Raw genomic sequence first — 24,353 nt, 5'->3', positions numbered from 1 at the left:
CGGAGCACCGCCTTGTCCGGGCAAAATGTGCTATGCGATCGGGCATGATGGGACCTGCTGACGCGCCGAAACGACCGCTGAAGCGTGGCTGGACGACAGGCAGCTGCGCCACTGCGGCTGCGCGCGCGGCCTATGAGCTGCTGATCACCGGCAGCTGTCCCGCCATGGTCGAGATCGCCCTGCCCGGCGGACGCCGCGTTGGCTTCGCCGTGGCGATGCATGAGGGGAGCGATGCAGGCGCCACTGCCGGCGTCGTGAAGGACGCCGGAGATGATCCCGATGTCACGCATGGAGCGCTGATCAAAACGACGGTGCGACGCGCAGCCGAGGGCTCCGGCATCACGTTCCGCGCTGGCCCCGGCGTCGGCACCGTGACGCGGCCGGGCCTGCCACTGCCACCGGGAGAGCCAGCCATCAATCCGGTGCCGCGCGAGATGATCGCGGCTGCGATCCACGAAGCCGCCGCAGCACTCGGCTCCACGCGCGACCTCATCATCGAGATCTCCATTCCAGGCGGAGAGGAGCTCGCGAGGAAGACGCTGAACCCGCGGCTCGGCATCGTCGGCGGCTTGTCGATCCTCGGCACGACGGGCATCGTCGTGCCGTTCAGCTGTGCCGCCTGGATTCACTCGATCTATCGCGGCATCGATGTCGCGCGCGCCGCCGGCCTGCCGCATATCGCCGGCGCCACCGGCAGCACGTCGGAGAAGGCCGTGCAGCAGCTGTACGGCCTGCCGGAAGCGGCGCTGATCGACATGGGCGACTTCGCCGGCGGCATGCTCAAATATCTGCGCCGCCATCCCGTCGCGCGCGTCACCGTCGCCGGCGGCTTCGCCAAGATGACCAAGCTCGGCCAGGGCCTGCTCGACCTGCATTCGCGCGCCGGCGAGGTGGATCTCGATTGGCTGGCCACGGCGCTGAGCGACGCCGGCGCGCCGGACGCGTTGGTCACGACCGCGCGGAGCGCCAACACGGCGCTCCAGGTGCTGCAGGAGGCTGACAAATGCGGATTCGCAGCCGGCGAAGTCGTCGCACGGGCGGCGTGGCAGACGGCGCACCGGGCGCTCGGCAACGACGCTGTTGTGCTCGATATCGCGGTGTTCGATCGCGACGGGGGGCTGGTCGGACGATGTGAGGCGCCGGCTCACTCGCCCCTCCCGCGAAAGCGCCGCTGATAGTCGGCATCGTACAGCGCGCTGTTGCGAAAATCCTTAGGGTCGAGCGCGCGGCCCACCAGGATGAGGGCCGTGCGCTCCATCGCGGTCGCCGCTACCTGCTCGACGATGGTGGCGAGCGTCCCGGTCACGACGCGCTGCTCCGGCCAGCTCGCGCGATAGACGATCGCGACCGGACAATCCGCGCCGTAATGCGGACGCAGCTCGTCGACGACCTTGTCGAGCACATGGATCGACAGATGGATCGCGAGCGTCGCCTGCGATTGTGCGAACAACGCCAACTGCTCCGTCTCGGGCATGGCGGAGGCGCGGCCGGAGGTGCGCGTCAACACCACCGATTGCGCCAGCCCGGGCAGCGTCAGCTCGCGGCCGAGCGCGGCGGCAGCGGCCGAAAACGAGGGAACGCCGGGTGTCACCGTGTAGGGAATTCTGAGCGCATCGAGCCGCCGCAGCTGCTCGCCAAGCGCGCTCCAGATCGAGAGATCGCCCGAATGCAGCCGCGCGACGTCCTCGCCCGCCGAGGTGGCCCGCACGAACTCCGCGACGATCTCGTCGAGCGACAACGGCGCCGTGTCGACGATGCGCGCGCCCGACGGACAATGATCGAGCAGCGCCTTGGGAACTAGCGAGCCCGCATACAGGCACACGGGACAGCGCGCGATCAGGTCGCGGCCGCGCAAGGTGATCAGGTCCGGCGCGCCGGGGCCCGCACCGATGAAGTGCACGGTCATCGGCGATCCTCCTGAGCGCCCTCGCCCTGGGCGAGCGCACAGGTCGCAGATGCATTGGCAATGCGCGGCAGAATGAGACGCGGGTTGCGCCCCGCAGCGGCGAGCGCCGCGGTCTCGGCCACGGAGGGAACACCCTTGAGACGTTGCACGCGATCGCTGCGTGTGATCGCGAGATCGGCGACAGCCGCAAGGTCATTCTGAGCAATGCCTCGGAGCGGCCGACCCAGCCGCTGCGCCGCATCGATCACGCCGGGCTCCTGCAGCTTGTCTGCGGCGGTCGCAACGACGTCGATCTCCTCGGCTGCCAGACGCGCCGCACTCAGGGCCTGCGCGATCACCGCCTCGATCTCGGCGGGACGTGCGTCGCGGCGACAGCCGATGCCGAGCGCGATCATGACTTGGTCACCCGCCATTGCGTAACCGGCATCGCGGATCGCCAGCCATGCATGCGCCCAACCGGCTCGATGCGCGACACCGCGATGCGGACCAACTCGCCGCCATGCTTGCCGAACAGATCGATCAGCCGCGCCTCGCCTTCGAGCGAAATGACATTGGCCACGAGACGGCCGCCCGGCTTCAGCTTCGACCAGACGGCGTCGAACACGGCCGGCTCCGAGATCCCGCCGCCGATGAAAGCTGCATCAGGCGATTCAAGATCCGCGAGGACCGCCGGCGCTCGTCCCAACACCAGCTTCAGGTCGGGCGTGCCGAGCGCAAGCGCGTTGCGCAGGGCGCGATCGGCACGCTCCTGTCGCGCCTCGATGCCGATTGCACGCAGCGAGCCGTGACGCAGCAGCCACTCGATCGCGACCGAGCCGGATCCCAGACCGACGTCCCACAGCAGCTCGCCCGGCCTTGGCGCGAGCGCAGCCAGCGTCACGGCCCGGACATCGCGCTTGGTCAGCTGGCCGTCATGCTCGAACAGATCATCGGCAAGGCCCGAGCTCAGCGGGATCAACGGCGCAGCGACGTCGGCTTCAACGTCGAGCGCAATGGTCGTCAGCGGATGAATATCCGTCAGATCGAACGCTTCTGCCAACGCGCTACGTACCCGCTCCTGCGGTCCGCCCATCGCCTCCAGCACCGTCAGCCGCGAGCGCCCCATCCGGCGTGACGTCAGCAGCGCCGCGAGCTTGGCGGCCGTCGATCCATCCCAGGCGAGCGCCAGGATGCGGGCACCGGGCGAGAGATGGCGGATGATGCCTTCGAGCGCGCGGCCATGCAGCGTGACTTGGGCCACGTCCTGCAGCGACCAGCCTAGCCGCGCCGCGGCGAGACTGAACGCCGAGGGCTGCGGAACGCAGAGCATCTCACCCACATCGAAGCGCTGCATCAGCTGCTTGCCGACGCCATAGTTGAACGGGTCGCCACTGGCGAGCACGACGACCGGCTCGCCGCTGCGCGCTGCGATCTGCTCGAACGCAAGCTGCAAGGGACTCGGCCAGGCCAGCCGCTGGCCTGAGACCAACGGTGCAGCGAGATCGAGATGCCGCGCACCGCCGACCACGAGAGCCGCCTGTGCGATCAGACGGCGTGCATGGGCCGTGAGGCCATCGATGCCGTCCTCGCCGATCCCGACGATGGACAGCCAGCGCGTCGCGTTGCAAGTTGCAGACGGACTCACCATGGACCCTGCCCCGCATGCGCATTCTCATCCTCGGCGGGACGACCGAGGCGTCGGAGCTGGCGCGGCTGCTCGCCGACGACCGCCGCTTCGAGGCCACGCTCTCGCTCGCCGGCCGCACCGTCTCGCCCAAGCCGCAACCAATGCCGACGCGCATGGGCGGCTTCGGCGGCATTGCAGGACTTCAGGCGTGGCTGCGCGATCATGCCGTCGAGGCGGTGATCGACGCGACGCATCCTTACGCCGACCAGATGTCGCGGCATGCCGTCGCGGCCTGCGAGGGCCTCGCGCTGCCGCTGGCGTCGATCCGCCGCGAGGCCTGGCCGCGCCAGGATGGTGATCGCTGGATCGACGTCGCTACGCCGCAGGACGCGGTGTCGGCCCTCGGACAGGATCCTGCACGCGTGTTTCTCAGCCTGGGCCGGCTGGAGCTCGCAGCCTTTGCCGCAGCTCCGCAGCATCACTATGTGGCGCGCACGATCGATCCGCCTGGCGACATCGCGCTGCCGCCCGACATCCGCTTCGTGTTCGATCGCGGGCCGTTCGATGAGACGAAGGAAGAAGCCTTCCTGGTCGAGGAGCGCGTCGCGGTCGTAGTCTCGAAGAACTCCGGCGGCCAAGCGACCTATCCGAAGATCGCCGCCGCACGGCGGCTGAAAATCCCCGTGGTGATGATCGCGCGACCCGACAAGCCGCATGGCGAGCCGCTGGAGAGCGCGCGAGCCGCAGTCATCTGGCTGGCGGGACAGCTTGCTCATCGGCCGTCCTCGACTTCCCGGCGCAGCGTGTAGACGAACGGCGGCTTCGCATCGCGCGCGATCAGGCGCGTCGCCGTCGATCCGATCAGGACGAGCGTGCGCATGTCGGCCTTCGCAGGATCGACCCCGCCCAGCGTCGTAATGATCCGGCTGACATCGCCGCTGCCTGCGGCGCGCACCATGACGACCACGGTCGAGGCCGGCTTGATCTGCCGCAGCAGCGCGAAGGCTTCACCGAGCTGATGCGGCCGTGCCTTGGAGAGCGGATTGTACAGCGCGATGACGAAGTCGGCGCCGGCTGCCGCCTCCAGGCGTCGCCGGATCGTCGTCCAGCTCTTGAGATTGTCGGAAAGCGAGATCGCGCAGAAATCGCCGCCCAGCGGCGCTCCAACTTCCGCCGCAGCCGCCAGCATCGCGGTGACGCCGGGCTCCACGCGGATGTCGAGCTCGCGCCACTCCGCCGGCCCCGTCTCGACCGCCTCGAACACGGCGGCCGCCATCGCGAATACGCCGGGATCGCCGCCCGACACCACCGCCACGTTCCGGCCGTCGCTCGCCAGCGTGAGCGCATGTCGGGCACGATCGAGCTCGACACGGTTGTCGCTAGCGTGGCGGATCTGCCCGGGATGGATCGTGACCCTGTCGAGATAGGGGCCGTAGCCGATCAGATCCGTCGCAGCCGCGATCGCTGCCGAGGCCGCCGGCGTCATCAGCTCGGACCGACCCGGACCAACGCCGACGATGGTGAGCCTGCCCGTCACAGCCGCCGCCCCTGCCCGGGGATCAGGATCATCGAGAAATACGGGCCGCGATCCAGCTCTACGTCTGCGAGCGGCGTCACGCGTTGCGCCTCCATCGTGCCGCGCTCGACGTAGATGGCGCGCGCGAGCAGTCCTGCCTGCGTAACGGCGCGCTTCACCTTGGTGAGATTGCGGCCGATCTTCATGATCACCGCGGCCTCGCAGCGCGTCAGCCGGTCATGGAGGACGTCTTCCGCCAACGTGCCTGGCAGCACGGAGAGAACGTCATCGCCCCAGGTGATCGGAACATTGGCCTTGGTCCAGCAGCCGGACATGCCGGTCACGCCGGGGACGACCTCGACCGGATGGTCACGCTCCAGCCGCCGCCACATATGCATGAACGAGCCATAGAAGAACGGATCGCCCTCCGACAACAAGCCGACGGAGCGGCCTTCGGCCAGATGCGCTTTGATGCTTTCAGCGGCGCGGCGATAGAAGTCGCCGATCTGCGCCTGATAGGAGGGATCGGCGACCGGCACCTCCTCGGTGACCGGATATTCGAGTCGCAACTCGTGACGGCCCGCGTCCATCAGCGGCGCCACGATCCGCCTGGCATTGCCCTCGATTCCGCGCTTGGCGAAGAAGGCCACCACGTCCACGGAGCGGATCAGGCCGGCGGCGCGCAAGGTCAGATAGCGCACATCGCCGGGACCGACGCCGATGCCATAGAGGGTGCCGGCGCTGGCCGAGCCTGCGATGGTGTCGAGCAGGCTCATTCGACGTCGCTCGCAATAGCGTTCACGGCCGCAACCGCCATGGCGCTGCCGCCCTTGCGTCCCCTGACGATCAGGTAGGGCACGCGGCCGTCGGCGGCCAAGGCCTCCTTGGATTCGCGCGCGCCGACGAAGCCCACCGCCGTTCCGATCACCGCCGCAGGTCGCGGCGCGCCTTGGTCGAGCATGTCGAGCAGATGAAACAGCGAGGTCGGCGCATTGCCGATCGCCACCAGCGCGCCGCCGAGATGCGGCCGCCACAGCTCCAGCGCCGCGGCGGATCGTGTGGTGCCAATCTGCGCGGCCAGTCCGGGCACTCTGGGGTCATCGAGCGTACAGATGATCTCGTTCTTCGCCGGCAGCCGCGGCCGCGTGATCCCCTGCGCCACCATCTTGGCATCGCACAGGATCGGCGCGCCACGATCGAGCGCGGCGCGCGCCTCGGCCGCGAACTGCCGGGACATCTCGATGTCGGAGGTGATCTCGACCATGCCGCAGGCGTGAATGATGCGCACGGCGATCTTCTCTTCCAAACCATGGAAGCGCGACAGATCGGCCTCCGCGCGGATGGTCGCGAACGAGCGGCGATAGATCTCGGCGCCGTCCTTGATGTAGTCGCGCAGGTCAGACATGGGCCTTCTCCCGCGATTTGAACAGTCCATCGGAAACAGCTGCCAGATCCGCCGGATCGATCACGCCAAAGGTCTCGCTTTTCACGGTGCCGTTGCAGACGATATTGTAATGGCCGCCCTCGCCGACCAACACGACCTCAGCGGATGCCGAGCGCGCGCAGCCCTTGGCGCAGCCGGAGACATGCAGCGTGCCGGCGAACCCGGTACTGATCATCGCAGCCGCCAGCACGCGGGCATGCTCGCGGGTCGCGAGCATCGTCGACGTGCAACAGCCGACGCCCGAGCAGGCGTCGATGCGCATCAACGGATCGGCATCGTCGACGATCAGGCCGAGCCGAGCCGCATCTGCAACCAGCCTTGCTGCTGAACCAGTCTTCGCCGCGACATACAACGCGCGCCATGGCGACAGACGGACCTCGGACACATCCAAGGATGCGAGCAGCCCGGTGAGTTGCTCCAAAATTTCGCTGCCGATCCGGCCGAATGGAATGCCGAGCCCGACGGCCTTTGTGTCCGCGGCCAGCGGTATGAGACCCAGCCGCGGCGAAGCTGCACCTGAGGCGATCGCCTCGCTTGCATCGAGGCCCAGCTCGGCAGCGACGATCGCGCTCGCGTTTGCCGGCAGCGTCGCCGAGCGACGCGTTGGGCTGTGCTGCAGAACGAACCGCGCCAGCTTCGCCGCTACGGCTGCAGCAACAGCGATAGTCGTCGACCCAAGCCACTCGACGCCATTGGGCCCCGTCAGACCGACGGCAATGTGACGACCATCAGCCGAACCACAGGCGACAAGGCGAATATCCGCAGCAAGATCCGTCAGCGGCAGCCTGCCACCGCCATCGAGCGCGAAACCGAATTTGGCGGGCAGCGCCTGCAGCGCGTCGTCAGACGCGAGCTGCGCTTCAAGCGCGGCAGCGACAGGGCGCATGTCGCTGATTTCGGCCGGATCGAGGCCGGCCAGCGGATTGATCACGATGTTACGGATCGCCTCCAGCTCGGCGCTGTCGTCCAGTACGCCGAGCGAGGTCATCAGATCCCAGAGCGGCGCCAGCGTCTCGGGACTGACGCCGCGGATCTGCAGATTGGCGCGACGGGTGAGATCGATCTCGCCATTGCCGAAGCGCCGCGCTGCTGCGGCAAGCTCACGCAAGGCGGCGACCGACAACGCGCCGCCGTGAGGGCGAACGCGCACGATCAATCCGTCACCGCTCGGCATCGGCCGTCGCGCCCCTGGGCACCAGCCCTTGATCTCGATCCCGGCGGTCACGTCACCTTCTCCGTCTGCGTGAGGCGCGCCCGCACGACCGCGAGCTCGTCAGCCACCGCATTCCGACGCGGCACCCACAGCCGCCGGCGGAGCAGGTCCTCGAAGCGAGCAGCCATCGTGGCGACAGCCGCGGGATTGCGCGCGACCATGGCATCCAACACTGCCTCGTCGCGCAGCAGCGCCCCATGCGCCAGATCAAACAGATGCTCGGGAACGGTGTCGGACGTGGCCGCGAACGCATAGAGCGCATCGATCGCCTGCGCGATCTCGGCGACACCGCGATAGCCATGCGCCAGCATGCCCGAGATCCAGCGCGGATTGGCGACACGGCCGCGCACCACGCGGGCGATCTCCTCGCCAAAGCTCCGCGCCTTCGGCGCCTCCGGACGGCTGGTGTCGAGATGCAGCAGCGCAGGCGCCGCCCCGAGCGAGGTTGCGGCCGCTGCAAATCCGCCGGCGAAATCGGCGACCTCCTCGCCATCGAGCAGATCGCGCTCGCGGTCGTCCTGCGCATGCACGAGCGCATCGGCGCTGCGCACGCGCTCACGGAACGTATCGGACGCCGACACGCCCTCGCGCTCCCCGCCGAAACTGTAGCTCGCGCTCTCCAGGTATGCTTCGCCAAGCTTCGCGCGGCTGTCCCAGGCCATACCGAGCGCGAGATCGGCGGCAACGGCGCCGTAGCTTCCCGGCGCGCCGCCGAACACGCGCGCGAGACTTTCGCCGCGCCGGCGGGCCGCGGCCAAGGGATTGTCGGCATTATCCTCGTCGAGGGCCGCCACCGTCTGCACCGCGAGATCGAACAACGCGATCTGCGCTTCGAACAGATCGCGGAACAGGCCCGAGATTCTCAAGGTCGCATCGATGCGCGGCCGGTCGAGCCTCGCCAGCGGCAGCACGTCGACGCCGGTGACGCGATTGGAATTGAGATCCCAGCGCGGCCGTACGCCCAGATACGCCAAGGCCTGGGCGAGATCGTCACCGCCGGTGCGCAGCGACGCCGAGGCCCAGAGATCGAGCATCAGCGAGCGCGGATAGTCACCGTGGTCCTGCAGATAGCGGCGGATGACTTCATCGGCTGCGCGCACGCCGACGAGCGCCGCGGTCCGGGTCGGGATCGCCCGCGGATCGATCGCCGTGAGATTGCGCCCGGTCGGCAGCACGTCGAGCCGCCCTCGGCTCGGCGCGCCGGCCGGACCTGCCGCCACGCGGCGACCAGCGAGCGCCGCAAGCAGCGCGCTGCGCTCGGCAGCCGCGCTCGCCTCAAGCCGAGCTTCGACTTCCACGCGATCGAGAACACCGCCCGTTTGGCCAGCAGCTGCCGTCATCGCGTCCGCCAGGAGACCGATCGCGGCGGCCTCGGGAGCTTGGCCGAACACATGAAGACGATCGCGCACGGCCAGTTCCTTGATGTCGCATAATTGCGCATCGAGCTGCGCGATGGCCTCGCGTCCACTCATCGTCCGATCGAGCCCGCAATCCGCGGCGAGGCCGCTCTGCCAAGCGCGCGCGATGATCTCGTCCTCCAGCAATTTCAGCCGTCGCTTGTCGAGACCGTCGGCCTCGGCATATTCCTCGACCAGCCCTTCCAGCTCGAGCAGCGGACCATGCAGACCCGCTTGCGACAGTGGGGGCGTCAGATGCCCGAGCGTGAGCGCCGCGAGCCTGCGCTTGGCCTGCATCGCCTCGCCGGGATTGTTGACGATGAACGGATAGATCACCGGCAGCGGCCCGAGCACCGCTTCGGGCCAACACGCGCTCGACAGCGCCAGCGCCTTGCCCGGCAGCCATTCCAGCGTGCCGTGCGCGCCGAGATGGATCAGCGCGTCGACCGTCGCGGCCTCGCGCAGATACGCATAGAGCGCGACATAGGCATGCCGCGGCGGCACGGTGGTGTCGTGATAGCCGGATTTGCGATCGGCACGGCTGCCGCGATCCGGCTGCAGCAGGATGATGAGCTTTCCCGCCCGCAGCATGGAAAAACGAAACGCGCCATCGCGGAACGCCGGGTCGGCGTCCGCCTCCCCCCAGCTGTCCTGCAAGGCACGCTGGAGATCGTCAGGCAACAGCGCCAATGCGCGTTGATAGAATGCGAGCGGCACGGCGATCTCATCGGCCTCGTCCCGCAGCAGGGCTTCGACGGCTTCGGCGGCCGGAGGCGCATCGCCAACATCATAGCCCGCCTTGGCCAGCAGCCCGGCGATCCCTGCAGCGCTTGCGCTGGTGTCGAGGCCGACGGCATAGCCGCGCCGTCCACCGCGCGCGGGATAATCCGACAACATAAGCGCCACGCGCCGTTCCGCAGCCGGCAACGCCCGCAACTGCGCCCAGCGCGCGGCGAGACGCGCGACGAAGCCGATGCGATCGTGCTGCGGCACATAGCGCGCGGCGCCGAATTGCAGGCGCGGATCGACCGGCATCTCGCCCTTGAAGGCGATCGGCCGCGCCAGCAGCCGGCCGTCGAGCTCGGGCAGCACGACATTCATCGCGAGATCCGTCGGCGACAAGCCGCGCGACGAGGACGCCCACGCCTCTTCGGTGCTCTGCGCCTGCACGATCTGCAGCACCGGGACATCAGCGACATCCAGGACCGTCGTGCCGTCGTCGCGCAGCGCCGAGAACGCGGTCGCATTCAGGATGATCGCCGGACACCGCTGCCGCATCAACCGCCCCAGCGCATCGGCAATGCTCGGATCCTTCAGGCTGGTGACCGCAACGGCTGCCGCCGCAAGACCTTCGCTCTCCAGCGCCCGCATCAGTTCTGCGATGGCCGCAGTGTCAGCTGCGAGCAGGCTGGCTCGGTAAAACACCATCAGCGCAGTGGGGCGTGCATCGCTTCGGCAGAGGTCGTCGACCGCAACGGCGCCGCGATCCGGCACGAAGCCGACGATCGAGCCGATCGCAACCGGCTCGGCGAATGGCGTCGCGCGGCCGAGCAGCGTGGCGAGGTAACGCATCGCCTCCCGCGCGTTGCCGACGCCGCCTTCGTGCAGATAGCCGTAGAGCCGCGCGGTCGCGTCCTTCGGCAACGTGGAGAGATCATCGAGGCGGTCATCGGCGCGGTCGTCGCCGGGCAGCGCCGCGAACAGGATCTTGCGGCTCCGGCAAACCGCCGCGATGCGCTCCATCCCGTAGCGCCAATAATCGAGCCCGCCGAGGCAGCGCACCACCACGGCGCGGGCGCCGACAATGACGTTGTCGATGTAGAGATCCACCGACATCGGATGCTTCAGCCGCTTCAGGCTGGCCAGTCGCAGCGTCGGCAGCTCGGCGGACGCCCCGGTCCAGGCCTCGCCCAGCGCCGACAGATCGCTGTCGGAGAACGACAGCACGACGATGTCGGCTGGCGACTGCGCGAGATCAACGGCCTGTTCGAGGTCGTCCAGATCTGCGCCGGATGTCGCCAGAAGGTGCATCGCCCTCGCCTAGCCTGCGATCACGCTCTTGATCGCGGCCGCATCGAGCCCGCGCTCGCCGATGATCACGAGCCGGCCCTGCCGCGATTCGTCAGAGCGCCACGGACGCTCGAACTGATGCTGGATGCGGCTGCCGACCGCCTGCACCAGCAGGCGCAGCGGCTTGCCGGCGACTTCCACGAAGCCTTTCACACGCAGCACGTCGTGGGCATCCACGGCCGCGGCAATGCGGTCGACCAGCACCTCGGGCGAGGTCTGCGGCGGCACATCGAGCACGAAGCTCTCGAAATCGTCGTGATCGTGCTCGGCCTCGTTGTCGTGATGCGACGGCCGCGCCGCGAGATCGTCTTCCGCGGCAGCACCAAGTCCGAGCAACACGGACGCCGAGAGCTGGCCGTGCTCGGTTGCGATCACCTTGACGGCGCGCTGCACCTTCGCAGCGATCTCGGACGCGACCGCCTTGCGCTCCTCGTCGTTCATCAGGTCGCTCTTGTTCATGACAACGAGATCGGCGCAGAGCAATTGATCTTCGTAGACCTCCTCGAGCGGATTGTCGTGGTCGAGCGAATCATCCGCCGCGCGCTGCGCCGCGAGCGCCTCGGGATCGTCGGCGAACCGCCCCGCCACGACGGCCGGACCGTCGACCACCGCCACGACGCCATCCACGGTCACGCGCGTTGCGATCTCCGGCCAGTTGAACGCCTGCACCAGCGGCTTCGGCAGTGCCAGCCCGGACGTCTCGATCACGATGTGCTCGGGCGGCTCCTTCTGATCCAGCAGGCTCTTGAGTGCCGGCACGAAATCATCCGCGACGGTGCAGCACAGGCACCCGTTGGAAAGCTCGACGATGCGATCCTCCGGACAATCCGGCACGCCGCAACCCTTGAGGATGTCGCCGTCGATGCCGACATCGCCGAACTCGTTGACGATGATCGCCAGCCGGCGGCCATTGGCGGTCTCGATCAGGTTGCGCACCAGCGTGGTCTTCCCGGCCCCGAGAAAGCCGGTGACGATCGTGCAGGGCGTCTTGGCATAGGACTTGGTCAGGGCGACCTCTTCTCAGTTCGGCGTCGCCAGCGCAGGCACGCGCGCAACGGTGTTCTTGCGGATATATTCCGGACGCTCGCGCCACGCCGGCAGACCGGCCTCGTGGCGCTGATGCAGTTGCGCGAATGTCAGGACATCCTGCGCATGCAGATCCGGATCGAGCGCGCCGAGCACATAGGTCCATTTGCCCGGCGCCGTCACCGCAACCGTGCAGGCGCGATTGCAGTTGGACAGGCACTCGACACCGACCACGGTCACGCCGGCACGCTGCTCGGCGGGCACTGCCTCGATCGCGGAGAGCAGACGGGCCCCCGCACGCGGCTGATCAGATGAAGCCGCGTCGGGGACCTGCGCCCGGCAGGTGACGCAGACGAACAGCGTCGTCGCGCCGATCTCTGATGACGACATCGATCAGCCGATCACGCCGGCAGCCGTGGCCGCAGCGACACCACCCACCAGCACGATGGCTGCACCTGCGATCCGCAAGGCCAGCGGCGCGACCGCGTCTGCCTTCGCAGACAGCAATTTGGTCCCGAGAAATGCGCCGGCGGCGATGAGGGTCTGAATCACCAGCAGGCCGGCGAAATAAGCACCGAGCGGCGTGGTCTCGGCGCCGACGATCGACTCGCCGAGCGCATAGCCGTGTACGAGTCCGGTCAAGGCGAACAGAACTGCGACCGGCAGCACGCCGAAACGGCCGCGCATCACCACGACCAAGCCGATCACGGCGGTCGACAGGCCGACCAGCAGTTCGGCGGCGGGAATGTTGGCCTTTGCCAGATGCAGGCCGACGCCGGCGATCATCGCCGTGGTGAAGGCAAGCACAGGCGCGAAGCCGCGCGCGAGCAGCGCTGCGACGATGCCGGCCCCAAGGATGGCGGCGAGATGATCGAGCCCGATCACGGGATGGCCGAGGCCGGAGAGCAGGCCCTGCACAAAGGTCTGCGGCAGCTTGCCGCCCATCATGTGATGCGCGAAGGCGGGCTCGGCGGCGAGCAGAACGAGGCTTGCGAGCGCGCAGGTGGAATAACGGGTAAACTTCATGGCCGTCTCCGTCGCTTGCCGGCTCCCCCAGGGGACCGGACGATGCGCTGCATCCGACGGCATCCCGCCCATCCCGGCAGGATCAGAACCAGCATCGCGACTCCCCGCGCGACGGGTCGGCCAACAGCAATGTCGACGGCAGGTCTCCTGGCTCTCGGGTCGCTGCGTGAGACCACCTTCCCGGTTGCCCAGTGGTGTCTTGGCCTCACACTCGCCGATTACAGTTGCGGGGGCAGCCACGGCCTAGGGCGCGAACCCGCACCGTGTTCCCTAAATCTCTCCTTTCGGAGAACCGTCATCTGTTAGATACGGGTCGGGCCAAAGCCCGTCAATCGGAATCGTCCCCATGCCCCCTGCCCCGCCGCACCCCGCTCTGCCGCGCCTGACCCTGGTGCTCGGCGGCGCGCGTTCGGGCAAGAGCCGCCATGCCGAGGCGCTGGTCACCGTCACAGCGCCGCCCTGGATCTATGTTGCGACTGCGCAGGCCTTCGATGACGAAATGGCCGAGCGCATCGCTCATCACAAGGCGCGACGTGCTGAGGGATGGCAGACGCTGGAGACGACGCAAGATCTCGCCGGCCTCATCCGCGAACGCGCGGAACAGCCCGCGCCGATGCTGATCGATTGCCTGACGCTGTGGCTGAGCAACGTCATGCTTGCCGACAGGGATGTTCCAGCAGCTTGCGCCGAGTTGATCGACGCGCTCAGAACTGCGCGCGGTCCGATCGTCGCCGTCTCCAACGAGGTCGGTCTCGGCATCGTGCCGGACAATGCGCTGGCACGCGCCTTTCGCGATGCCCAGGGGCGGCTGAACCAGGATGTCGCGGCGCTGGCAGACCGTGTGATTCTGATGGCGGCCGGCCTGCCACTCACCTTGAAATGAACAAGAGGATGAACCGATGACCGAGAGCGCCGACGATTCGCGCCACAAGGCCAAGATGGAGAACCGCAAGGCGGTGCAGGATGCCGAGGTCGCGTCGAAGACCGTCGAGAAAGGCCTGCTGATCGTCCACACCGGCAAAGGCAAAGGCAAATCGACGGCAGCCTGGGGCCTGATGCTGCGCGCGCTCGGCCGCGGCCTCCGCATCGGCGTGGTGCAGTTCGGCAAGGGCGCGTGGGAGACCGGCGAGCGCAAGGCGATCGCGACGTTCGGCGATCAAGTATCGTGGCACACGCTCGGCGAGGGCTTCACCTGGGAAACACAAGATCGCGCCCGCGACGTCGCGGCGGCCGAACGCGCCTGGGCCAAGGCGAAGGAGCTGATGGCCGATCCATCGATCCGGCTGTTGATCCTTGACGAGCTCAACATCGCGCTGCGCTATGATCATCTGCCGATCGGCGACGTCGTCGCGACGCTGGCCGCGCGCCGTCCCGATCTCCACGTCGTGGTCACCGGACGCAACGCCAAGCCCGAGTTGATCGAGGCGGCCGACCTCGTCACCGAAATGACTCTGGTCAAGCACCACTTCTCGGCCGGCGTGAAGGCCCAGGAAGGCATCGAGTTCTAGACCATGAGCGCGCGCGCCATCATGTTCCAGGGCACCGGCTCCGACGTCGGCAAGTCGCTGATCGTCGCCGGGTTCGCGCGCGCGCTGACCCTGCGCGGGCTGAAGGTGGCGCCGTTCAAGCCGCAGAATATGTCGAACAACGCGGCCGTCACCGCCGACGGTGGCGAGATCGGCCGCGCCCAGGCGCTGCAGGCCCGCGCGGCGCGGCGGCCGATGACCGTGCACATGAACCCGGTGCTGCTGAAGCCGCAAAGCGAAATCGGCTCACAGGTCGTAGTGCAGGGCCGCGTCATCGGCAACGCCAAGGCGTCCGCCTATCAAGCCATGAAGCCGCAGCTGATGAGCGCTGTCCTCGACAGCTTCCATCACTTGGCTGCCGACGCGGACATCGTGCTGGTCGAAGGCGCAGGCTCCGCCTCCGAGATCAATCTGCGCGCCGGCGACATCGCCAATATGGGCTTCGCACAGGCGACGCAAATTCCGGTCGTCATCATCGGCGACATCGATCGCGGCGGGGTCATCGCGAGTCTCGTCGGCACCAAGGCGGTGCTCGCCGCGGAGGATGCCAGCCTCGTCGCAGGCTTTCTCGTCAACAAGTTTCGCGGTGATCCCGCTCTGTTTGCATCCGGCATGCACGAGATCGCGACACGGACCGGATGGACGTCGCTCGGCCTCGTCCCGCATTTTTCCGATGCACGCCGTCTGCCCGCGGAGGATGCGCTGGGGCTCGCGGAGCGCGGCGCGGGCGGTGGACAACGCCCGAAAGCCGTCGTGCTGGCTTATCCCCGCATCTCCAATTTCGACGAGTTCGATCCGCTTCGCCTCGAGGATGGCATCGACCTGCACTTCCTGCGGCCGGGCACGCCGATCCCCGGCGATGCCGCCATCGTCATCCTGCCCGGCTCGAAGGCGACCATCGCCGATCTCGCCGCCTTGCGCGAGACGGGTTGGGACGTCGATCTCGTGGCGCATCTGCGCCGCGGTGGCCGCGTGCTCGGCATCTGCGGCGGCTATCAGATGCTCGGACGGACGATCAGCGACCCCGACGGTCGGGAGGGAGCGCCAGCTTCTGTCGAAGGCCTCGGACTACTCGATGTCACAACTATCCTGACCGACGACAAGGCGCTCCGCGAGGTCCAGGGCACGCTGATGCATTATGACGTGCCGTTCCGCGGCTACGAGATGCATATCGGCCGCACGGAGGGTCCAGCGACCGAAAGCCCTTTCCTGACCTTCGCCGACGGCCGCACCGACGGCGCTGTTGCAGCCGACGGCCAGATCGCCGGCTGCTATGTGCATGGCCTGTTCGCCGATGATGGCCTGCGCGCGCATTGGCTGCGGCAACTCGGTGCGACGACGACCGGCCTCGCCTATGAGCGTGACGTCGACGCCACCCTGGATGCGCTCGCAGCGCATGTGGAGCGCCATGTCGATGTCAGCGGCCTTCTTGCGCTGGCGCGCGCGCCGATCCCGCGTGGCAGCTCATAGCACCTGGATGAGGAAAATGACGGCGATGACGAAAGCCTGAACCAGGCACGCCAGCCGGTAGAGCCGCAACGCGCGCCGGATGTCCGAAGCATTCAGATCGGCGCGCCCGTTTCCCATCCAGGAATCGGTGACGAGCTGACCGTGATAGACGCGCGGCCCGGCCAAACGCAGTCCCAGTGCCCCCGCCATCGCAGCCTCGGGCCAGCCGGCATTCGGCGAGCGATGCTTGGCGGCGTCGCGCGCGACGGTTTGCATCGCGGTCTCGGATGACGCGCCGGCAACACAGCAGGCTGCCGCCGCAATCCAAACCGCCGACAGCCGCGATGCCGGCAGGTTGATGAGATCATCGAGCCGCGCCGCAGCCCAGCCGAACGCACGGTGGCGCTCGGACAAATGTCCGATCATGCTGTCGGCGGTGTTGACCGCCTTGTAGATCAGGATGCCCGGGAGCCCACCGACGAACAGCCAGAACAATGGTGCGACGACGCCATCCGAGAAATTCTCGGCGAGACTTTCGATCGCCGCGCGCGACACTCCGGCTTCATCCAGCCGCTCGGGATCGCGCCCGACGATCATCGCCACCGCGCGACGTCCACCGGCGAGCCCTGAGGTCTCCAGTCCCTCCGCGACGGCGGCGACATGCGTATCGAGGCTGCGCTGCGCCAGCAGGCTGCTCGCCAGCACAGCAAGGACGATCGTTGCGGCAGTGTCGCCGAGAACCGTGGTCAAGAGCCAGGTCGCGGCCAGGCCGATGGCGGCCATCCCGGCTACGAGCAGGACCACGAGCGCGACACCGTAAGCCCGGCGCGTCGCAAAGCTGTCGCCGTCCCTGTTCCAGCGGCGGTCGGCCCATGCTATCAGCGCGCCGATCCACATCACGGGATGGCCGATGCGCTGCACCAGGATTTGCGGGTAACCAGCGGCCGCCTCGATGAGGAGCGCCGCGAGCGCGAGAGAGACGAACATCGATCTCCGCTAAGGAATAGACATGTAAGGATAGACGTGGACCAGAGAGCGACTAGCACGCGATCCGAGACGCCGGAAGCCATCGCTCATGGCGGCGATCTCGATGCGATCAGCCGTCGCTACCCCGATGCGCCGCATCCCTGGATCGATCTGTCGACCGGCATCAATCCTGTTCCCTATCCTCCGCCAGAGCTTGCGCCCACCAGTTGGGCGCGTTTGCCGAGCAAATCCGAGGAGCGCGCGCTGCTGGCCGCGGCCGCGGCGCGCTACGGCGTCCCGGACCGCGAGACGATCGTTGCCGCGCCCGGCACGCAGGCGCTGCTGCAGGTGCTGCCAAGGCTGCGCCCGCGCTCGCGCGTCGCCGTGCTCGCGCCGACCTATGAGGAGCACGCGCTGTGCTGGCGCCGCGGCGGCCATCGGGTTGAATTGGCCGACGACCTCAATGCGCTCGCCGGGGCCGATGTCGCGGTGATCGTCAATCCCAACAATCCGACCGGCCGCCTGCAGCCGCGCGATGCGCTGGTCCGGCTGGCATCGACGTTGCGCCGGCGCGACGGCCTGATGATCGTCGATGAAGCCTTCGTGGACCTGTATCCTCCTGAAGCAAGTCTCGCGGCCGATCTGCCGCCAGCCACGATCGTGCTGCGCTCTTTTGGAAAGGTCTACGGCCTTGCCGGGATCCGCCTCGGCTTTGCGATCAGCTCCGACGACATGATACGGCAGATCCGCGACGAGCTCGGGCCGTGGGCGGTGTCGGGGCCGGCGCTCGCCGCCGGTACGGCCGCGCTGGCCGACGAGGCGTGGCTGCATCAGACACGCGCGCGCCTCGCCAAGGATTGCGTGCGCATTGACGCGCTTCTATCCCAAGCTGGCTGTATGGCCATCGGCGGCACGCCGCTGTTCCGGCTGGTCGCATCCGCCAAGGCGAGCAACATCGCCGAGCGCCTCGCGCGTCACGCCATTCATGTCAGGCGCTTCCCAGCGCAGCCGAGCTGGCTACGTTTCGGACTGCCGGGCGATGAAGCGCAGTGGCAGCGGCTCGCGGAAGCGCTTGCCGGCTAGCCCAGCACGCAGGCGGCGAGCAACAGCGTTTCGGTCACCTCGATGCTGGCGCCATGACAGTCGCCGGTGATGCCGCCGAGCCGCCATTGCCAGTAGAAGGCGATCGACGGGATGAGCAGGATCGCGATCAACGTGGGAACTGCACCCACGAGCGCGCCGACGGCGAGCAAGCCGCCCCACCCGACGATGACCTTCCAGCCCACGCTGTTGGAGACGCTGGCGCCGAGGCCGGGCTTCAGCGACAGCAGCGTCTTGGTGCAGACCAACGTCCCCAGACGCGCCCAGGCCGGGATCAGCACCAGCGCCCAGGCCGTCGGCCCGGTTGCCAGCTCCGCGATCAACACCAGCTTCGTAGCGATCTGAAGCGCGATCGCGACGACGGCGAAGCTGCCGGCATGGGGATCGCCGAGCACGGCGACGAAACGCTCGGGCTTGCCATGCGAGGCGCCGAACGCATCGGCGACATCGCCGAGCCCGTCGAGATGCAGCGCGCCGGTGATCCAGATCCAGCCGACGAGCACGGCGAGCGCGACAATCCACGGATCGGCGCTCTGGAAGACCCGGGCGAGAATCGCGAGACAGGCACCGATCACCAGGCCCGCGGCCGGAAACCACATCGACGCCCGCGCGAGATCATCAGGCCGAGAGTCCGCCACGCGCGGTGTCGGCAGACGCGTCAGGAACTGCAGGGCGATCCAGAATTCACGCAAACTCATGGCTGGATGATCTCGACGATTTCGGCCCACGGCGCGCCATCCGCGCTCTGCCCGGCTTCGAGCGTGAGACGGGTGCCGGGATGAATGCGCAGACTCCACAGCTGGTGCAAGGGCCAGCCGAGCAGATGCGTCAGCGCGGCGCGGATCGCGCCGCCATGCGTGACAACGAGGACCGGCGCAGGCTCGGGCGTAGCGAGAACGCGGTCCACCGCGCGCGACACCCTTGCTTGCAGATCGGCCCAGCTCTCCCCGTCGGGCGCTGCGACGGCGGGATCTGCGTAGAAGGTCTCCAGCAAGGCGGCCCCTTCCGGGTCGCTTACGATATCGCTGCGCTTGCGTCCGTCCCATCGTCCGAAATGCAGTTCGCTCCAATCGGGATCGACGTGCAACTCGCCCCCAGCCTGTCGGGCATAGTCCTCCGCTGCCGCACGCGCCCGCGCCAAGGGCGAGCTCACGATGCGGCGCCATGCCCTGCTCTGCGTCTGCCGCCGGAATTGCTCGAAGCCCGCCTCGCTCAGCGGCGGATCGGTGCGGCCGTCGAGATAGCCATCGCGCCCGGTGGTGCCATGCCGCAGCAGGTCGAGCCGCATCAGGCCTCGCGCCCGGAGACGGCGGCCTCCGCAAAAGTCGCCATGCCCCGGTGGAGCGCACAGGCGAGCCGAATGATCGGCAGCGCGGTGGCCGCGCCCGAGGCCTCGCCGAGCCTGAGGTCGAGATCGATCAGCGCACGCGCGCCGAGCGCATCGAGCACCAGGGCATGGCCGCGCTCGGCCGAGCGATGCGAGAACAGCAGCCAAGGCCGGCACGACGGATTGAGCCTGACCGCCACCAGCGCCGCGACCGAGACGATGAAGCCATCGACCAGCACCGGCCAGCGCCGCTGCGCAGCCGCGATGATCGCTCCGGCCATCGCGATGATCTCGAGACCGCCGACGGCAGCCAGGACATCCGCCACGGCGTCAGCGGTGACGCCATGCCGGGCCAGCGCTTTGGCGATCACCACGGCTTTGCGAGCGCGTCCATCGGCATCGAGCCCTGTACCACTGCCGACGATGTCGGCCGGCGCGCAGGAGAGCAGCGCGGCTGCGATCGCCGCCGCCGAGCTGGTGTTCCCGATCCCCATCTCGCCGAAGATCACAAGGTCAGGTGCGTGATCGGACTGCCGTGCGACCGCCCGACGCCCCGCCTCGCAGGCGTAGGCCACCTCGTCCGGCGTCAGCGCCGGCTCGATGCTGAAGTCGCGCGTGCCACGCCGCAGCTTGTCGACGACCACGCCGCGCACCGGTTCATCGGCCAACGTACCAACGTCGACCACTTCGAGTGGACAGCCCAAAGTCCGCGCCAGGACCGAGATCGCCGCGCCGCCGCCAGCGAAATTGTGCAGCATCTGCACGGTCACTTCCGGCGGATAGGCCGAAACTCCCTGCGCCGCGATACCGTGGTCCCCGGCGAACAGCACCACGGGGACTCGATCCGCACCCGGCCGCTCCACGGCCTGCAGCGCCGCCAATTCGACCGCGACCTCCTCCAGCCGGCCGAGCGCGCCGAGCGGCTTGGTCAGTTGCGCCTGGCGCGCGAGGGCGGCTTTTCGGTGCGCCTCGGACGGCGCCGGACACTCCGAATTGATCCAGTCAGGGAGCACGATCTGTCCTTTTGGCGTTGCTCGGGATCCGACGATTGCCACCGCCTCACCGCCATGACAAGCGCTGCCGGGCCACCGCCGCCAAGCGACAGCACGCGAACGGAGCTGGGGTCGTCGGCAGAACCGGCGCTGGCCGACGGCCCGACTGTCATGCAACTGTCATCGAACGCGTTGACAGGTGGCTGCCCCACCCAGCTCGAAAGACGTCCATGGATTACTTCCGCCGCTTCACCTTCCTGTTCGCCGCACCCGTCTTCGAGACCGACGATCTCGCCGGCGTCCGCTTCAATCAGATCATCGAGGAGATCCAGCGCTCGGGCTTCGAGGTCGTGCGCGCCCGCAAGCTGGAGGATGCCGAGATCGCGGTGCAGACGGATGCTGCGATCGGCTGCATGGTGGTGGACTGGGGCAAGAAGGGGCTGGAGGGCAAGACGGCGTCGCTGATCAACCTGATGCGGCGGCGCGGCCTGGACTTCCCGATCATCCTCCTCATTCGCCGCAAGCGGTTCGAGGATCTGCCGGTCGAGGTGCTCGACTTCATCGATGGCTACGTCTTCCTCTCCGAGGAGACGCCGGCGTTCATCGCCAAGAATCTGATCAGCCGGCTCAAGCAATATGCCGAGACGCTCAAGACGCCGTTCTTCGGCACGCTGGTCGACTATGCCGAGGAAGGCAACCAGCTCTGGACCTGTCCCGGGCATAATGGCGGCGTGTTCTACAGCCGCAGCCCGATCGGCCGGATCTTCGTCGAGCATCTCGGCGAGGCCGTGTTCCGCGACGACCTCGACAATTCCGTGCTCGATCTCGGCGACCTCCTCACCCATGAGGGTCCGGCGTTGCGGGCGCAGAAGGAGGCGGCGCAGATCTTCGGCGCCGAGAAGACCTATTTCGTGCTCAACGGCACCTCGACCTCCAACAAGGTGGTGCTGGGATCGCTGGTCACCGATGGCGACCTCGTGCTGTTCGACCGCAACAACCACAAGGCCGCGCATCACGGCGCGCTGCTGATTTCGGGCGGCGTTCCGATCTATGTCTCCACGGTCCGCAATGCCTGGGGCCTGATCGGCCCGATGCGCTGGGATCTCCTGGAAGAGGAGCATCTCCGGCAGCAGATCCGCGACAATCCGCTGGTCAAGGACCCCGATGCCTGGCGCAAGCAGCGGCCGTTCCGCGTCGCCGTGGTCGAGCAGTGCACCTATGACGGCACCATCCACAGCGCCGAGATGATCCTCAAGCGCATCGGGCACCTCTGCGACTACATCATGTTCGACGAGGCCTGGGCGGGCTTCATGAAGTTCCACCCGCTCTATGCCGGCCGCTTCGCGATGGGCCTGTCCGAGCTCGGGCCCGACGCGCCTGGCATCATCGCCACGCAATCGACCCACAAGCAGCTCGCGAGCTTCTCGCAGGCGTCACAGATCCACATCAAGGACCGCCACATCAAGGGCCAGCGCCGCCGGGTCGAGCATCGCCGCTTCAACGAAAGCTTCATGCAGCACGCCTCGACCTCGCCGTTCTATCCGCTGTTCGCCTCGCTCGACGTCGGCGCGCAGATGATGAAGGGCCGCTCGGGCGAGGTGCTGTGGGACGACACGATCCGACTCGGCATCGAATTGCGCAAGAAGATCCGGGCGATGCGCCGGGAGTTCGACGAGAAGGAGAAGGATCCGGCGCGGCGCTGGTTCTTCGAGCCGTTCGTGCCCGACCGGGTCTCGATCCCCGATGCAGCGAGCCCCGGTGGCCGCCACGACGTCGCCTGGGAGGCGATCTCGACAGACCAGCTCGCGACCGATGCCTCGCTCTGGCAGCTCGCGCCGGGCGAGGCCTGGCACGGCTTTCCGGATCTCGCCCCCGGCTTCGCCATGACCGATCCGAACAAGCTCACCCTGCTCACCCCCGGCTTCGACCGCGCCACCGGCGGCTATGCCGAGCACGGCATCCCGGCGCCGGTCGTTGCGCAATATCTGCGCGAGAACCGGATCGTCGCCGAAAAGAATGACCTCAACTCGCTGCTTTTCCTGCTGACGCCGGGTGTCGAGGCCAGCAAGGCCGGCACCTTGATCAGCGGACTCGTCGCCTTCAAGCGGCTGCATGACGACAACGTGCTGCTCGAGGACGCCATCCCCGAGTTCACCCGCCGCCGCTTCGGCCGCTACGGCAAGGTGCGGCTGCGCGACCTCTGCGGCGAGATGCACCGCTTCTACCGCGAGGCCGAGGTGAGCGCATTGCAGGCAAAACAATTCCAGCCGCAGCATCTACCGGAGATCGCACTGTCGCCGCGCGAAGCGGCGCGGGCGCTGATGCGCAACGAGGTCGACTACCTGCCGATCGACCAGATCGCCGGCCGGATCGCGACCACGCCCTTCGTGGTCTACCCGCCGGGCATCGCCACCATCGTGCCGGGCGAGCGGCTGTCCGAGCGCGCCAAGCCGATGATCGATTACCTCAAGATGTTCGAGCGCGCCTTCAACACGTTCCCGGGTTTCGACGTCGAGATTCAGGGACTGTATAAGGAGGTCGACGAGTCCGGCCGGATCCGGCTCCATACCTATGTCTGCGCAGAGTAATTCCTTCCATGGACACCACGATCCCGGCGCTCGAGACCGAACCGCAAGTCCTCGTCCGGCCCTCGCGTGACGAGGACGTCGAGGCGATGCTGTCGATCTACCGGCGGCACATCCGCCGCGGTGTCGAGGACAGCGCGGCCGGCACCGGCGCGCCGGAGCCTGACGATCTCAAGCAGCGGCGCAAGAATTTGCGCAATCATCGCCTGCCGCATCTGGTCGCGACGTTTCGCGGCGAGGTCATTGGCTATGCCTATGTGGTGCAGTTCCGGAAGCGGCCGGCCTATCGCTTCGCGGTGAAGCACTCGATCTATGTCCATCACGAGCATCTCGGCCGCGGCGTCGGCCGGCTGTTGATGCAGGCGCTGATCGATGCCTCGGCCGCCGCCGGTTATCGGCGGATGATCGGCTATATCGATGCCGACAACACCGCTTCGCTCGGCATCCACGAGCGCTTCGGCTTCATCAGGGTCGGCCTGCTGCCGGGTGTCGCCTACCGCTACGGCCGCTGGTCCGACACGGTGATGGTCCAGCGCTCCCTCGGCCCCGGCTCGGCCGAGGCGCCAGCCCGCTGAGCCTTTCCGTCAGGACGGGAAGTCCGCCGCCTTCACCTGCATGCGGTCGGCGTGCAGCGACCAGTCGCGCAAATTCTGCGTCTTGCAGAATTCCTGCTTGGCGATTTCTGCCGCTTCGCCTTCGCTCTCGGCCTCAACCTCCAGCGTGCTCTGGCAGATTTCGCACTGGCGGCCGTTCTCGCCCAGCACGTCCTTCATGAAATGGATGACATAGCGCGACATGCAACCTCCCTGCCCTTGAAGCAGTGCTCGAAGCTGATGTTACCGCGCCTCGCGGTCCGCTGTTGACCGATATCAAGCGGCCGACGCAAATATTTGATGCAGCAGACGGAACCAGCGCTCAGGCGCCGGCGGCAGGCAGGCTCGCGGCGGCGATGGCGACGAACCTGGAGACCGCGCGCCGCACGCGGCCAGGAGCGGATTTCAGGATGGCATTCAGACGGCGCATCGGACCATTTTCCCTTCGGCGCCGAGCGAAAGATCAGGCTCAAGCTCATGGCGCTCCTGGCAAAAATGATCGGCCGCCTGGCGGCTGTCGAGACGGCGGCGAAAATAGCAATGACTGCTTCGCCGCCGCCGCTCCGGAGAGAAGATTCATTGCTGCGCTGCAGCCTGCGACGCATGAAAT

At 67.7% G+C, this 24,353-nt stretch carries 25 protein-coding genes and 1 riboswitch; of the genes, 8 read left to right on the top strand and 17 right to left on the bottom strand.

Annotation, left to right across the window (positions count from 1 at the left end; all coding sequences use genetic code 11):
• The first annotated feature begins 32 nt into the window (after positions 1-32).
• The gene (locus BRAD285_RS10255; RefSeq protein WP_006610632.1) at positions 33-1,175 is read left to right on the top strand and encodes a cobalt-precorrin-5B (C(1))-methyltransferase; all 1,143 of its coding nucleotides are present in this window, start codon (positions 33-35) and stop codon (positions 1,173-1,175) included.
• On the opposite strand, the gene cobM is transcribed toward BRAD285_RS10255, so the two are convergent.
• The 3 genes from cobM to BRAD285_RS10240 are packed head-to-tail and all read right to left on the bottom strand — an operon-like array spanning position 1,145 to position 3,533.
• The gene (gene cobM, locus BRAD285_RS10250; protein ID WP_006610633.1) at positions 1,145-1,906 is read right to left on the bottom strand and encodes a precorrin-4 C(11)-methyltransferase; all 762 of its coding nucleotides are present in this window, start codon (positions 1,904-1,906) and stop codon (positions 1,145-1,147) included. The two genes, BRAD285_RS10255 and cobM, sit on opposite strands and share 31 nt — an antisense overlap.
• Positions 1,903-2,319: a cobalamin biosynthesis protein gene (locus tag BRAD285_RS10245; protein WP_006610634.1), complete on the bottom strand. Its 417-nt coding sequence runs from the start codon at positions 2,317-2,319 to the stop codon at positions 1,903-1,905. Before BRAD285_RS10245 ends, cobM begins: the two co-directional genes overlap by 4 nt.
• Positions 2,298-3,533: a bifunctional cobalt-precorrin-7 (C(5))-methyltransferase/cobalt-precorrin-6B (C(15))-methyltransferase gene (locus BRAD285_RS10240; protein WP_006610635.1), complete on the bottom strand. Its 1,236-nt coding sequence runs from the start codon at positions 3,531-3,533 to the stop codon at positions 2,298-2,300. The genes BRAD285_RS10245 and BRAD285_RS10240 overlap by 22 nt, the downstream gene beginning before the upstream one ends.
• Before the next feature lie 14 nt (positions 3,534-3,547).
• Between BRAD285_RS10240 and BRAD285_RS10235 the strand changes: the two genes are divergently transcribed.
• Positions 3,548-4,321, top strand: coding sequence for a cobalt-precorrin-6A reductase (locus BRAD285_RS10235; RefSeq protein WP_006610636.1), 774 nt, complete (start codon positions 3,548-3,550; stop codon positions 4,319-4,321).
• Here the strand turns inward: BRAD285_RS10235 and cobJ are convergent.
• Genes cobJ through BRAD285_RS10195 form a run of 8 tightly spaced genes read right to left on the bottom strand, consistent with a single transcriptional unit; the run spans position 4,285 to position 13,204 of the window.
• Positions 4,285-5,049: a precorrin-3B C(17)-methyltransferase gene (gene cobJ, locus BRAD285_RS10230; protein ID WP_006610637.1), complete on the bottom strand. Its 765-nt coding sequence runs from the start codon at positions 5,047-5,049 to the stop codon at positions 4,285-4,287. The genes BRAD285_RS10235 and cobJ overlap by 37 nt on opposite strands.
• Positions 5,046-5,804 carry a precorrin-2 C(20)-methyltransferase gene (locus tag BRAD285_RS10225; protein ID WP_006610638.1) on the bottom strand — a complete coding sequence of 253 codons (759 nt, stop codon included), beginning with the start codon at positions 5,802-5,804 and terminating at the stop codon, positions 5,046-5,048. Before BRAD285_RS10225 ends, cobJ begins: the two co-directional genes overlap by 4 nt.
• Positions 5,801-6,433: a precorrin-8X methylmutase gene (locus BRAD285_RS10220; protein ID WP_006610639.1), complete on the bottom strand. Its 633-nt coding sequence runs from the start codon at positions 6,431-6,433 to the stop codon at positions 5,801-5,803. The genes BRAD285_RS10225 and BRAD285_RS10220 overlap by 4 nt, the downstream gene beginning before the upstream one ends.
• Positions 6,426-7,697: a precorrin-3B synthase gene (cobG, locus tag BRAD285_RS10215; RefSeq protein WP_006610640.1), complete on the bottom strand. Its 1,272-nt coding sequence runs from the start codon at positions 7,695-7,697 to the stop codon at positions 6,426-6,428. The genes BRAD285_RS10220 and cobG overlap by 8 nt, the downstream gene beginning before the upstream one ends.
• Positions 7,694-11,113, bottom strand: coding sequence for a cobaltochelatase subunit CobN (gene cobN / locus BRAD285_RS10210; protein ID WP_006610641.1), 3,420 nt, complete (start codon positions 11,111-11,113; stop codon positions 7,694-7,696). Before cobN ends, cobG begins: the two co-directional genes overlap by 4 nt.
• Before the next feature lie 9 nt (positions 11,114-11,122).
• Positions 11,123-12,160 carry a cobalamin biosynthesis protein CobW gene (gene cobW / locus BRAD285_RS10205; RefSeq protein WP_035645334.1) on the bottom strand — a complete coding sequence of 346 codons (1,038 nt, stop codon included), beginning with the start codon at positions 12,158-12,160 and terminating at the stop codon, positions 11,123-11,125.
• Between the two features lie 12 nt (positions 12,161-12,172).
• On the bottom strand, positions 12,173-12,568 hold the full coding sequence (locus BRAD285_RS10200) for a DUF1636 domain-containing protein (protein WP_006610643.1): 396 nt from the start codon (positions 12,566-12,568) through the stop codon (positions 12,173-12,175).
• A 3-nt stretch (positions 12,569-12,571) separates the two neighbouring features.
• Entirely contained in the window at positions 12,572-13,204 is a 633-nt protein-coding gene (locus tag BRAD285_RS10195; protein WP_006610644.1) for a HupE/UreJ family protein, read from the bottom strand.
• Between the two features lie 119 nt (positions 13,205-13,323).
• Positions 13,324-13,516: riboswitch (cobalamin riboswitch) on the bottom strand.
• A gap of 34 nt (positions 13,517-13,550) precedes the next feature.
• Here BRAD285_RS10195 and cobU point away from each other — a divergent pair.
• From cobU to BRAD285_RS10180, 3 genes are read left to right on the top strand one after another with little or no spacing between them, the layout of a single operon-like run.
• Positions 13,551-14,087 (top strand): bifunctional adenosylcobinamide kinase/adenosylcobinamide-phosphate guanylyltransferase, encoded by a 537-nt coding sequence (gene cobU / locus BRAD285_RS10190; RefSeq protein ID WP_006610645.1) that lies wholly within the window; start codon positions 13,551-13,553, stop codon positions 14,085-14,087.
• A gap of 16 nt (positions 14,088-14,103) precedes the next feature.
• Positions 14,104-14,712 carry a cob(I)yrinic acid a,c-diamide adenosyltransferase gene (gene cobO / locus BRAD285_RS10185; protein ID WP_006610646.1) on the top strand — a complete coding sequence of 203 codons (609 nt, stop codon included), beginning with the start codon at positions 14,104-14,106 and terminating at the stop codon, positions 14,710-14,712.
• A 3-nt stretch (positions 14,713-14,715) separates the two neighbouring features.
• Positions 14,716-16,200, top strand: a complete 1,485-nt coding sequence (locus tag BRAD285_RS10180) for a cobyric acid synthase (RefSeq protein ID WP_006610647.1) — start codon at positions 14,716-14,718, stop codon at positions 16,198-16,200.
• Here BRAD285_RS10180 and cbiB read toward each other — a convergent pair.
• The gene (gene cbiB / locus BRAD285_RS10175; RefSeq protein WP_006610648.1) at positions 16,195-17,166 is read right to left on the bottom strand and encodes an adenosylcobinamide-phosphate synthase CbiB; all 972 of its coding nucleotides are present in this window, start codon (positions 17,164-17,166) and stop codon (positions 16,195-16,197) included. The two genes, BRAD285_RS10180 and cbiB, sit on opposite strands and share 6 nt — an antisense overlap.
• Before the next feature lie 36 nt (positions 17,167-17,202).
• On the opposite strand from cbiB, the gene cobD reads away from it, so the two are divergent.
• Entirely contained in the window at positions 17,203-18,228 is a 1,026-nt protein-coding gene (gene cobD / locus BRAD285_RS10170; RefSeq protein WP_006610649.1) for a threonine-phosphate decarboxylase CobD, read from the top strand.
• Here the strand turns inward: cobD and cobS are convergent.
• Genes cobS through cobT form a run of 3 tightly spaced genes read right to left on the bottom strand, consistent with a single transcriptional unit; the run spans position 18,225 to position 20,586 of the window.
• Positions 18,225-18,944, bottom strand: a complete 720-nt coding sequence (gene cobS, locus BRAD285_RS10165) for an adenosylcobinamide-GDP ribazoletransferase (protein ID WP_006610650.1) — start codon at positions 18,942-18,944, stop codon at positions 18,225-18,227. The two genes, cobD and cobS, sit on opposite strands and share 4 nt — an antisense overlap.
• A complete protein-coding gene (locus BRAD285_RS10160; protein WP_006610651.1) occupies positions 18,941-19,534 on the bottom strand; it encodes a histidine phosphatase family protein in 594 nt (197 codons plus the stop codon). Before BRAD285_RS10160 ends, cobS begins: the two co-directional genes overlap by 4 nt.
• Positions 19,534-20,586: a nicotinate-nucleotide--dimethylbenzimidazole phosphoribosyltransferase gene (gene cobT, locus BRAD285_RS10155; protein ID WP_006610652.1), complete on the bottom strand. Its 1,053-nt coding sequence runs from the start codon at positions 20,584-20,586 to the stop codon at positions 19,534-19,536. Before cobT ends, BRAD285_RS10160 begins: the two co-directional genes overlap by 1 nt.
• A 209-nt stretch (positions 20,587-20,795) precedes the next feature.
• Between cobT and BRAD285_RS10150 the strand changes: the two genes are divergently transcribed.
• The gene (locus BRAD285_RS10150) at positions 20,796-23,153 is read left to right on the top strand and encodes an Orn/Lys/Arg decarboxylase N-terminal domain-containing protein (RefSeq protein ID WP_006610653.1); all 2,358 of its coding nucleotides are present in this window, start codon (positions 20,796-20,798) and stop codon (positions 23,151-23,153) included.
• A gap of 8 nt (positions 23,154-23,161) precedes the next feature.
• Entirely contained in the window at positions 23,162-23,725 is a 564-nt protein-coding gene (locus BRAD285_RS10145) for a GNAT family N-acetyltransferase (RefSeq protein WP_006610654.1), read from the top strand.
• Positions 23,726-23,734: 9 nt separating this feature from the next.
• Here the strand turns inward: BRAD285_RS10145 and BRAD285_RS10140 are convergent, their stop codons facing one another.
• Positions 23,735-23,947, bottom strand: coding sequence for a hypothetical protein (locus BRAD285_RS10140; protein ID WP_006610655.1), 213 nt, complete (start codon positions 23,945-23,947; stop codon positions 23,735-23,737).
• Positions 23,920-24,348 carry a hypothetical protein gene (locus tag BRAD285_RS35330; RefSeq protein ID WP_139020593.1) on the bottom strand — a complete coding sequence of 143 codons (429 nt, stop codon included), beginning with the start codon at positions 24,346-24,348 and terminating at the stop codon, positions 23,920-23,922. The genes BRAD285_RS10140 and BRAD285_RS35330 overlap by 28 nt, the downstream gene beginning before the upstream one ends.
• Between the last annotated feature and the right edge of the window lie 5 nt (positions 24,349-24,353).

This window comes from Bradyrhizobium sp. ORS 285, assembly GCF_900176205.1.
Classification (GTDB): Bacteria; Pseudomonadota; Alphaproteobacteria; order Rhizobiales; family Xanthobacteraceae; genus Bradyrhizobium.
The sequence above is the reverse complement of the archived record's forward strand: the minus strand, read 5'-3'. Positions and strand labels throughout refer to the sequence as shown.

What these genes read in the sequence shown, in the direction of transcription:
- BRAD285_RS10255 (WP_006610632.1), top strand. Translation starts at nt 33, where the DNA reads ATGCGATCGGGCATGATGGGACCTGCTGACGCGCCGAAACGACCGCTG.
- cobM (WP_006610633.1), bottom strand. Translation starts at nt 1,906, where the DNA reads ATGACCGTGCACTTCATCGGTGCGGGCCCCGGCGCGCCGGACCTGATC.
- BRAD285_RS10245 (WP_006610634.1), bottom strand. Translation starts at nt 2,319, where the DNA reads ATGGCGGGTGACCAAGTCATGATCGCGCTCGGCATCGGCTGTCGCCGC.
- BRAD285_RS10240 (WP_006610635.1), bottom strand. Translation starts at nt 3,533, where the DNA reads ATGGTGAGTCCGTCTGCAACTTGCAACGCGACGCGCTGGCTGTCCATC.
- BRAD285_RS10235 (WP_006610636.1), top strand. Translation starts at nt 3,548, where the DNA reads ATGCGCATTCTCATCCTCGGCGGGACGACCGAGGCGTCGGAGCTGGCG.
- BRAD285_RS10225 (WP_006610638.1), bottom strand. Translation starts at nt 5,804, where the DNA reads ATGAGCCTGCTCGACACCATCGCAGGCTCGGCCAGCGCCGGCACCCTC.
- BRAD285_RS10220 (WP_006610639.1), bottom strand. Translation starts at nt 6,433, where the DNA reads ATGTCTGACCTGCGCGACTACATCAAGGACGGCGCCGAGATCTATCGC.
- cobN (WP_006610641.1), bottom strand. Translation starts at nt 11,113, where the DNA reads ATGCACCTTCTGGCGACATCCGGCGCAGATCTGGACGACCTCGAACAG.
- BRAD285_RS10200 (WP_006610643.1), bottom strand. Translation starts at nt 12,568, where the DNA reads ATGTCGTCATCAGAGATCGGCGCGACGACGCTGTTCGTCTGCGTCACC.
- BRAD285_RS10195 (WP_006610644.1), bottom strand. Translation starts at nt 13,204, where the DNA reads ATGAAGTTTACCCGTTATTCCACCTGCGCGCTCGCAAGCCTCGTTCTG.
- cobU (WP_006610645.1), top strand. Translation starts at nt 13,551, where the DNA reads ATGCCCCCTGCCCCGCCGCACCCCGCTCTGCCGCGCCTGACCCTGGTG.
- cobO (WP_006610646.1), top strand. Translation starts at nt 14,104, where the DNA reads ATGACCGAGAGCGCCGACGATTCGCGCCACAAGGCCAAGATGGAGAAC.
- BRAD285_RS10180 (WP_006610647.1), top strand. Translation starts at nt 14,716, where the DNA reads ATGAGCGCGCGCGCCATCATGTTCCAGGGCACCGGCTCCGACGTCGGC.
- cbiB (WP_006610648.1), bottom strand. Translation starts at nt 17,166, where the DNA reads ATGTTCGTCTCTCTCGCGCTCGCGGCGCTCCTCATCGAGGCGGCCGCT.
- cobS (WP_006610650.1), bottom strand. Translation starts at nt 18,944, where the DNA reads ATGAGTTTGCGTGAATTCTGGATCGCCCTGCAGTTCCTGACGCGTCTG.
- BRAD285_RS10160 (WP_006610651.1), bottom strand. Translation starts at nt 19,534, where the DNA reads ATGCGGCTCGACCTGCTGCGGCATGGCACCACCGGGCGCGATGGCTAT.
- BRAD285_RS10150 (WP_006610653.1), top strand. Translation starts at nt 20,796, where the DNA reads ATGGATTACTTCCGCCGCTTCACCTTCCTGTTCGCCGCACCCGTCTTC.
- BRAD285_RS10145 (WP_006610654.1), top strand. Translation starts at nt 23,162, where the DNA reads ATGGACACCACGATCCCGGCGCTCGAGACCGAACCGCAAGTCCTCGTC.
- BRAD285_RS10140 (WP_006610655.1), bottom strand. Translation starts at nt 23,947, where the DNA reads ATGTCGCGCTATGTCATCCATTTCATGAAGGACGTGCTGGGCGAGAAC.
- BRAD285_RS35330 (WP_139020593.1), bottom strand. Translation starts at nt 24,348, where the DNA reads ATGCGTCGCAGGCTGCAGCGCAGCAATGAATCTTCTCTCCGGAGCGGC.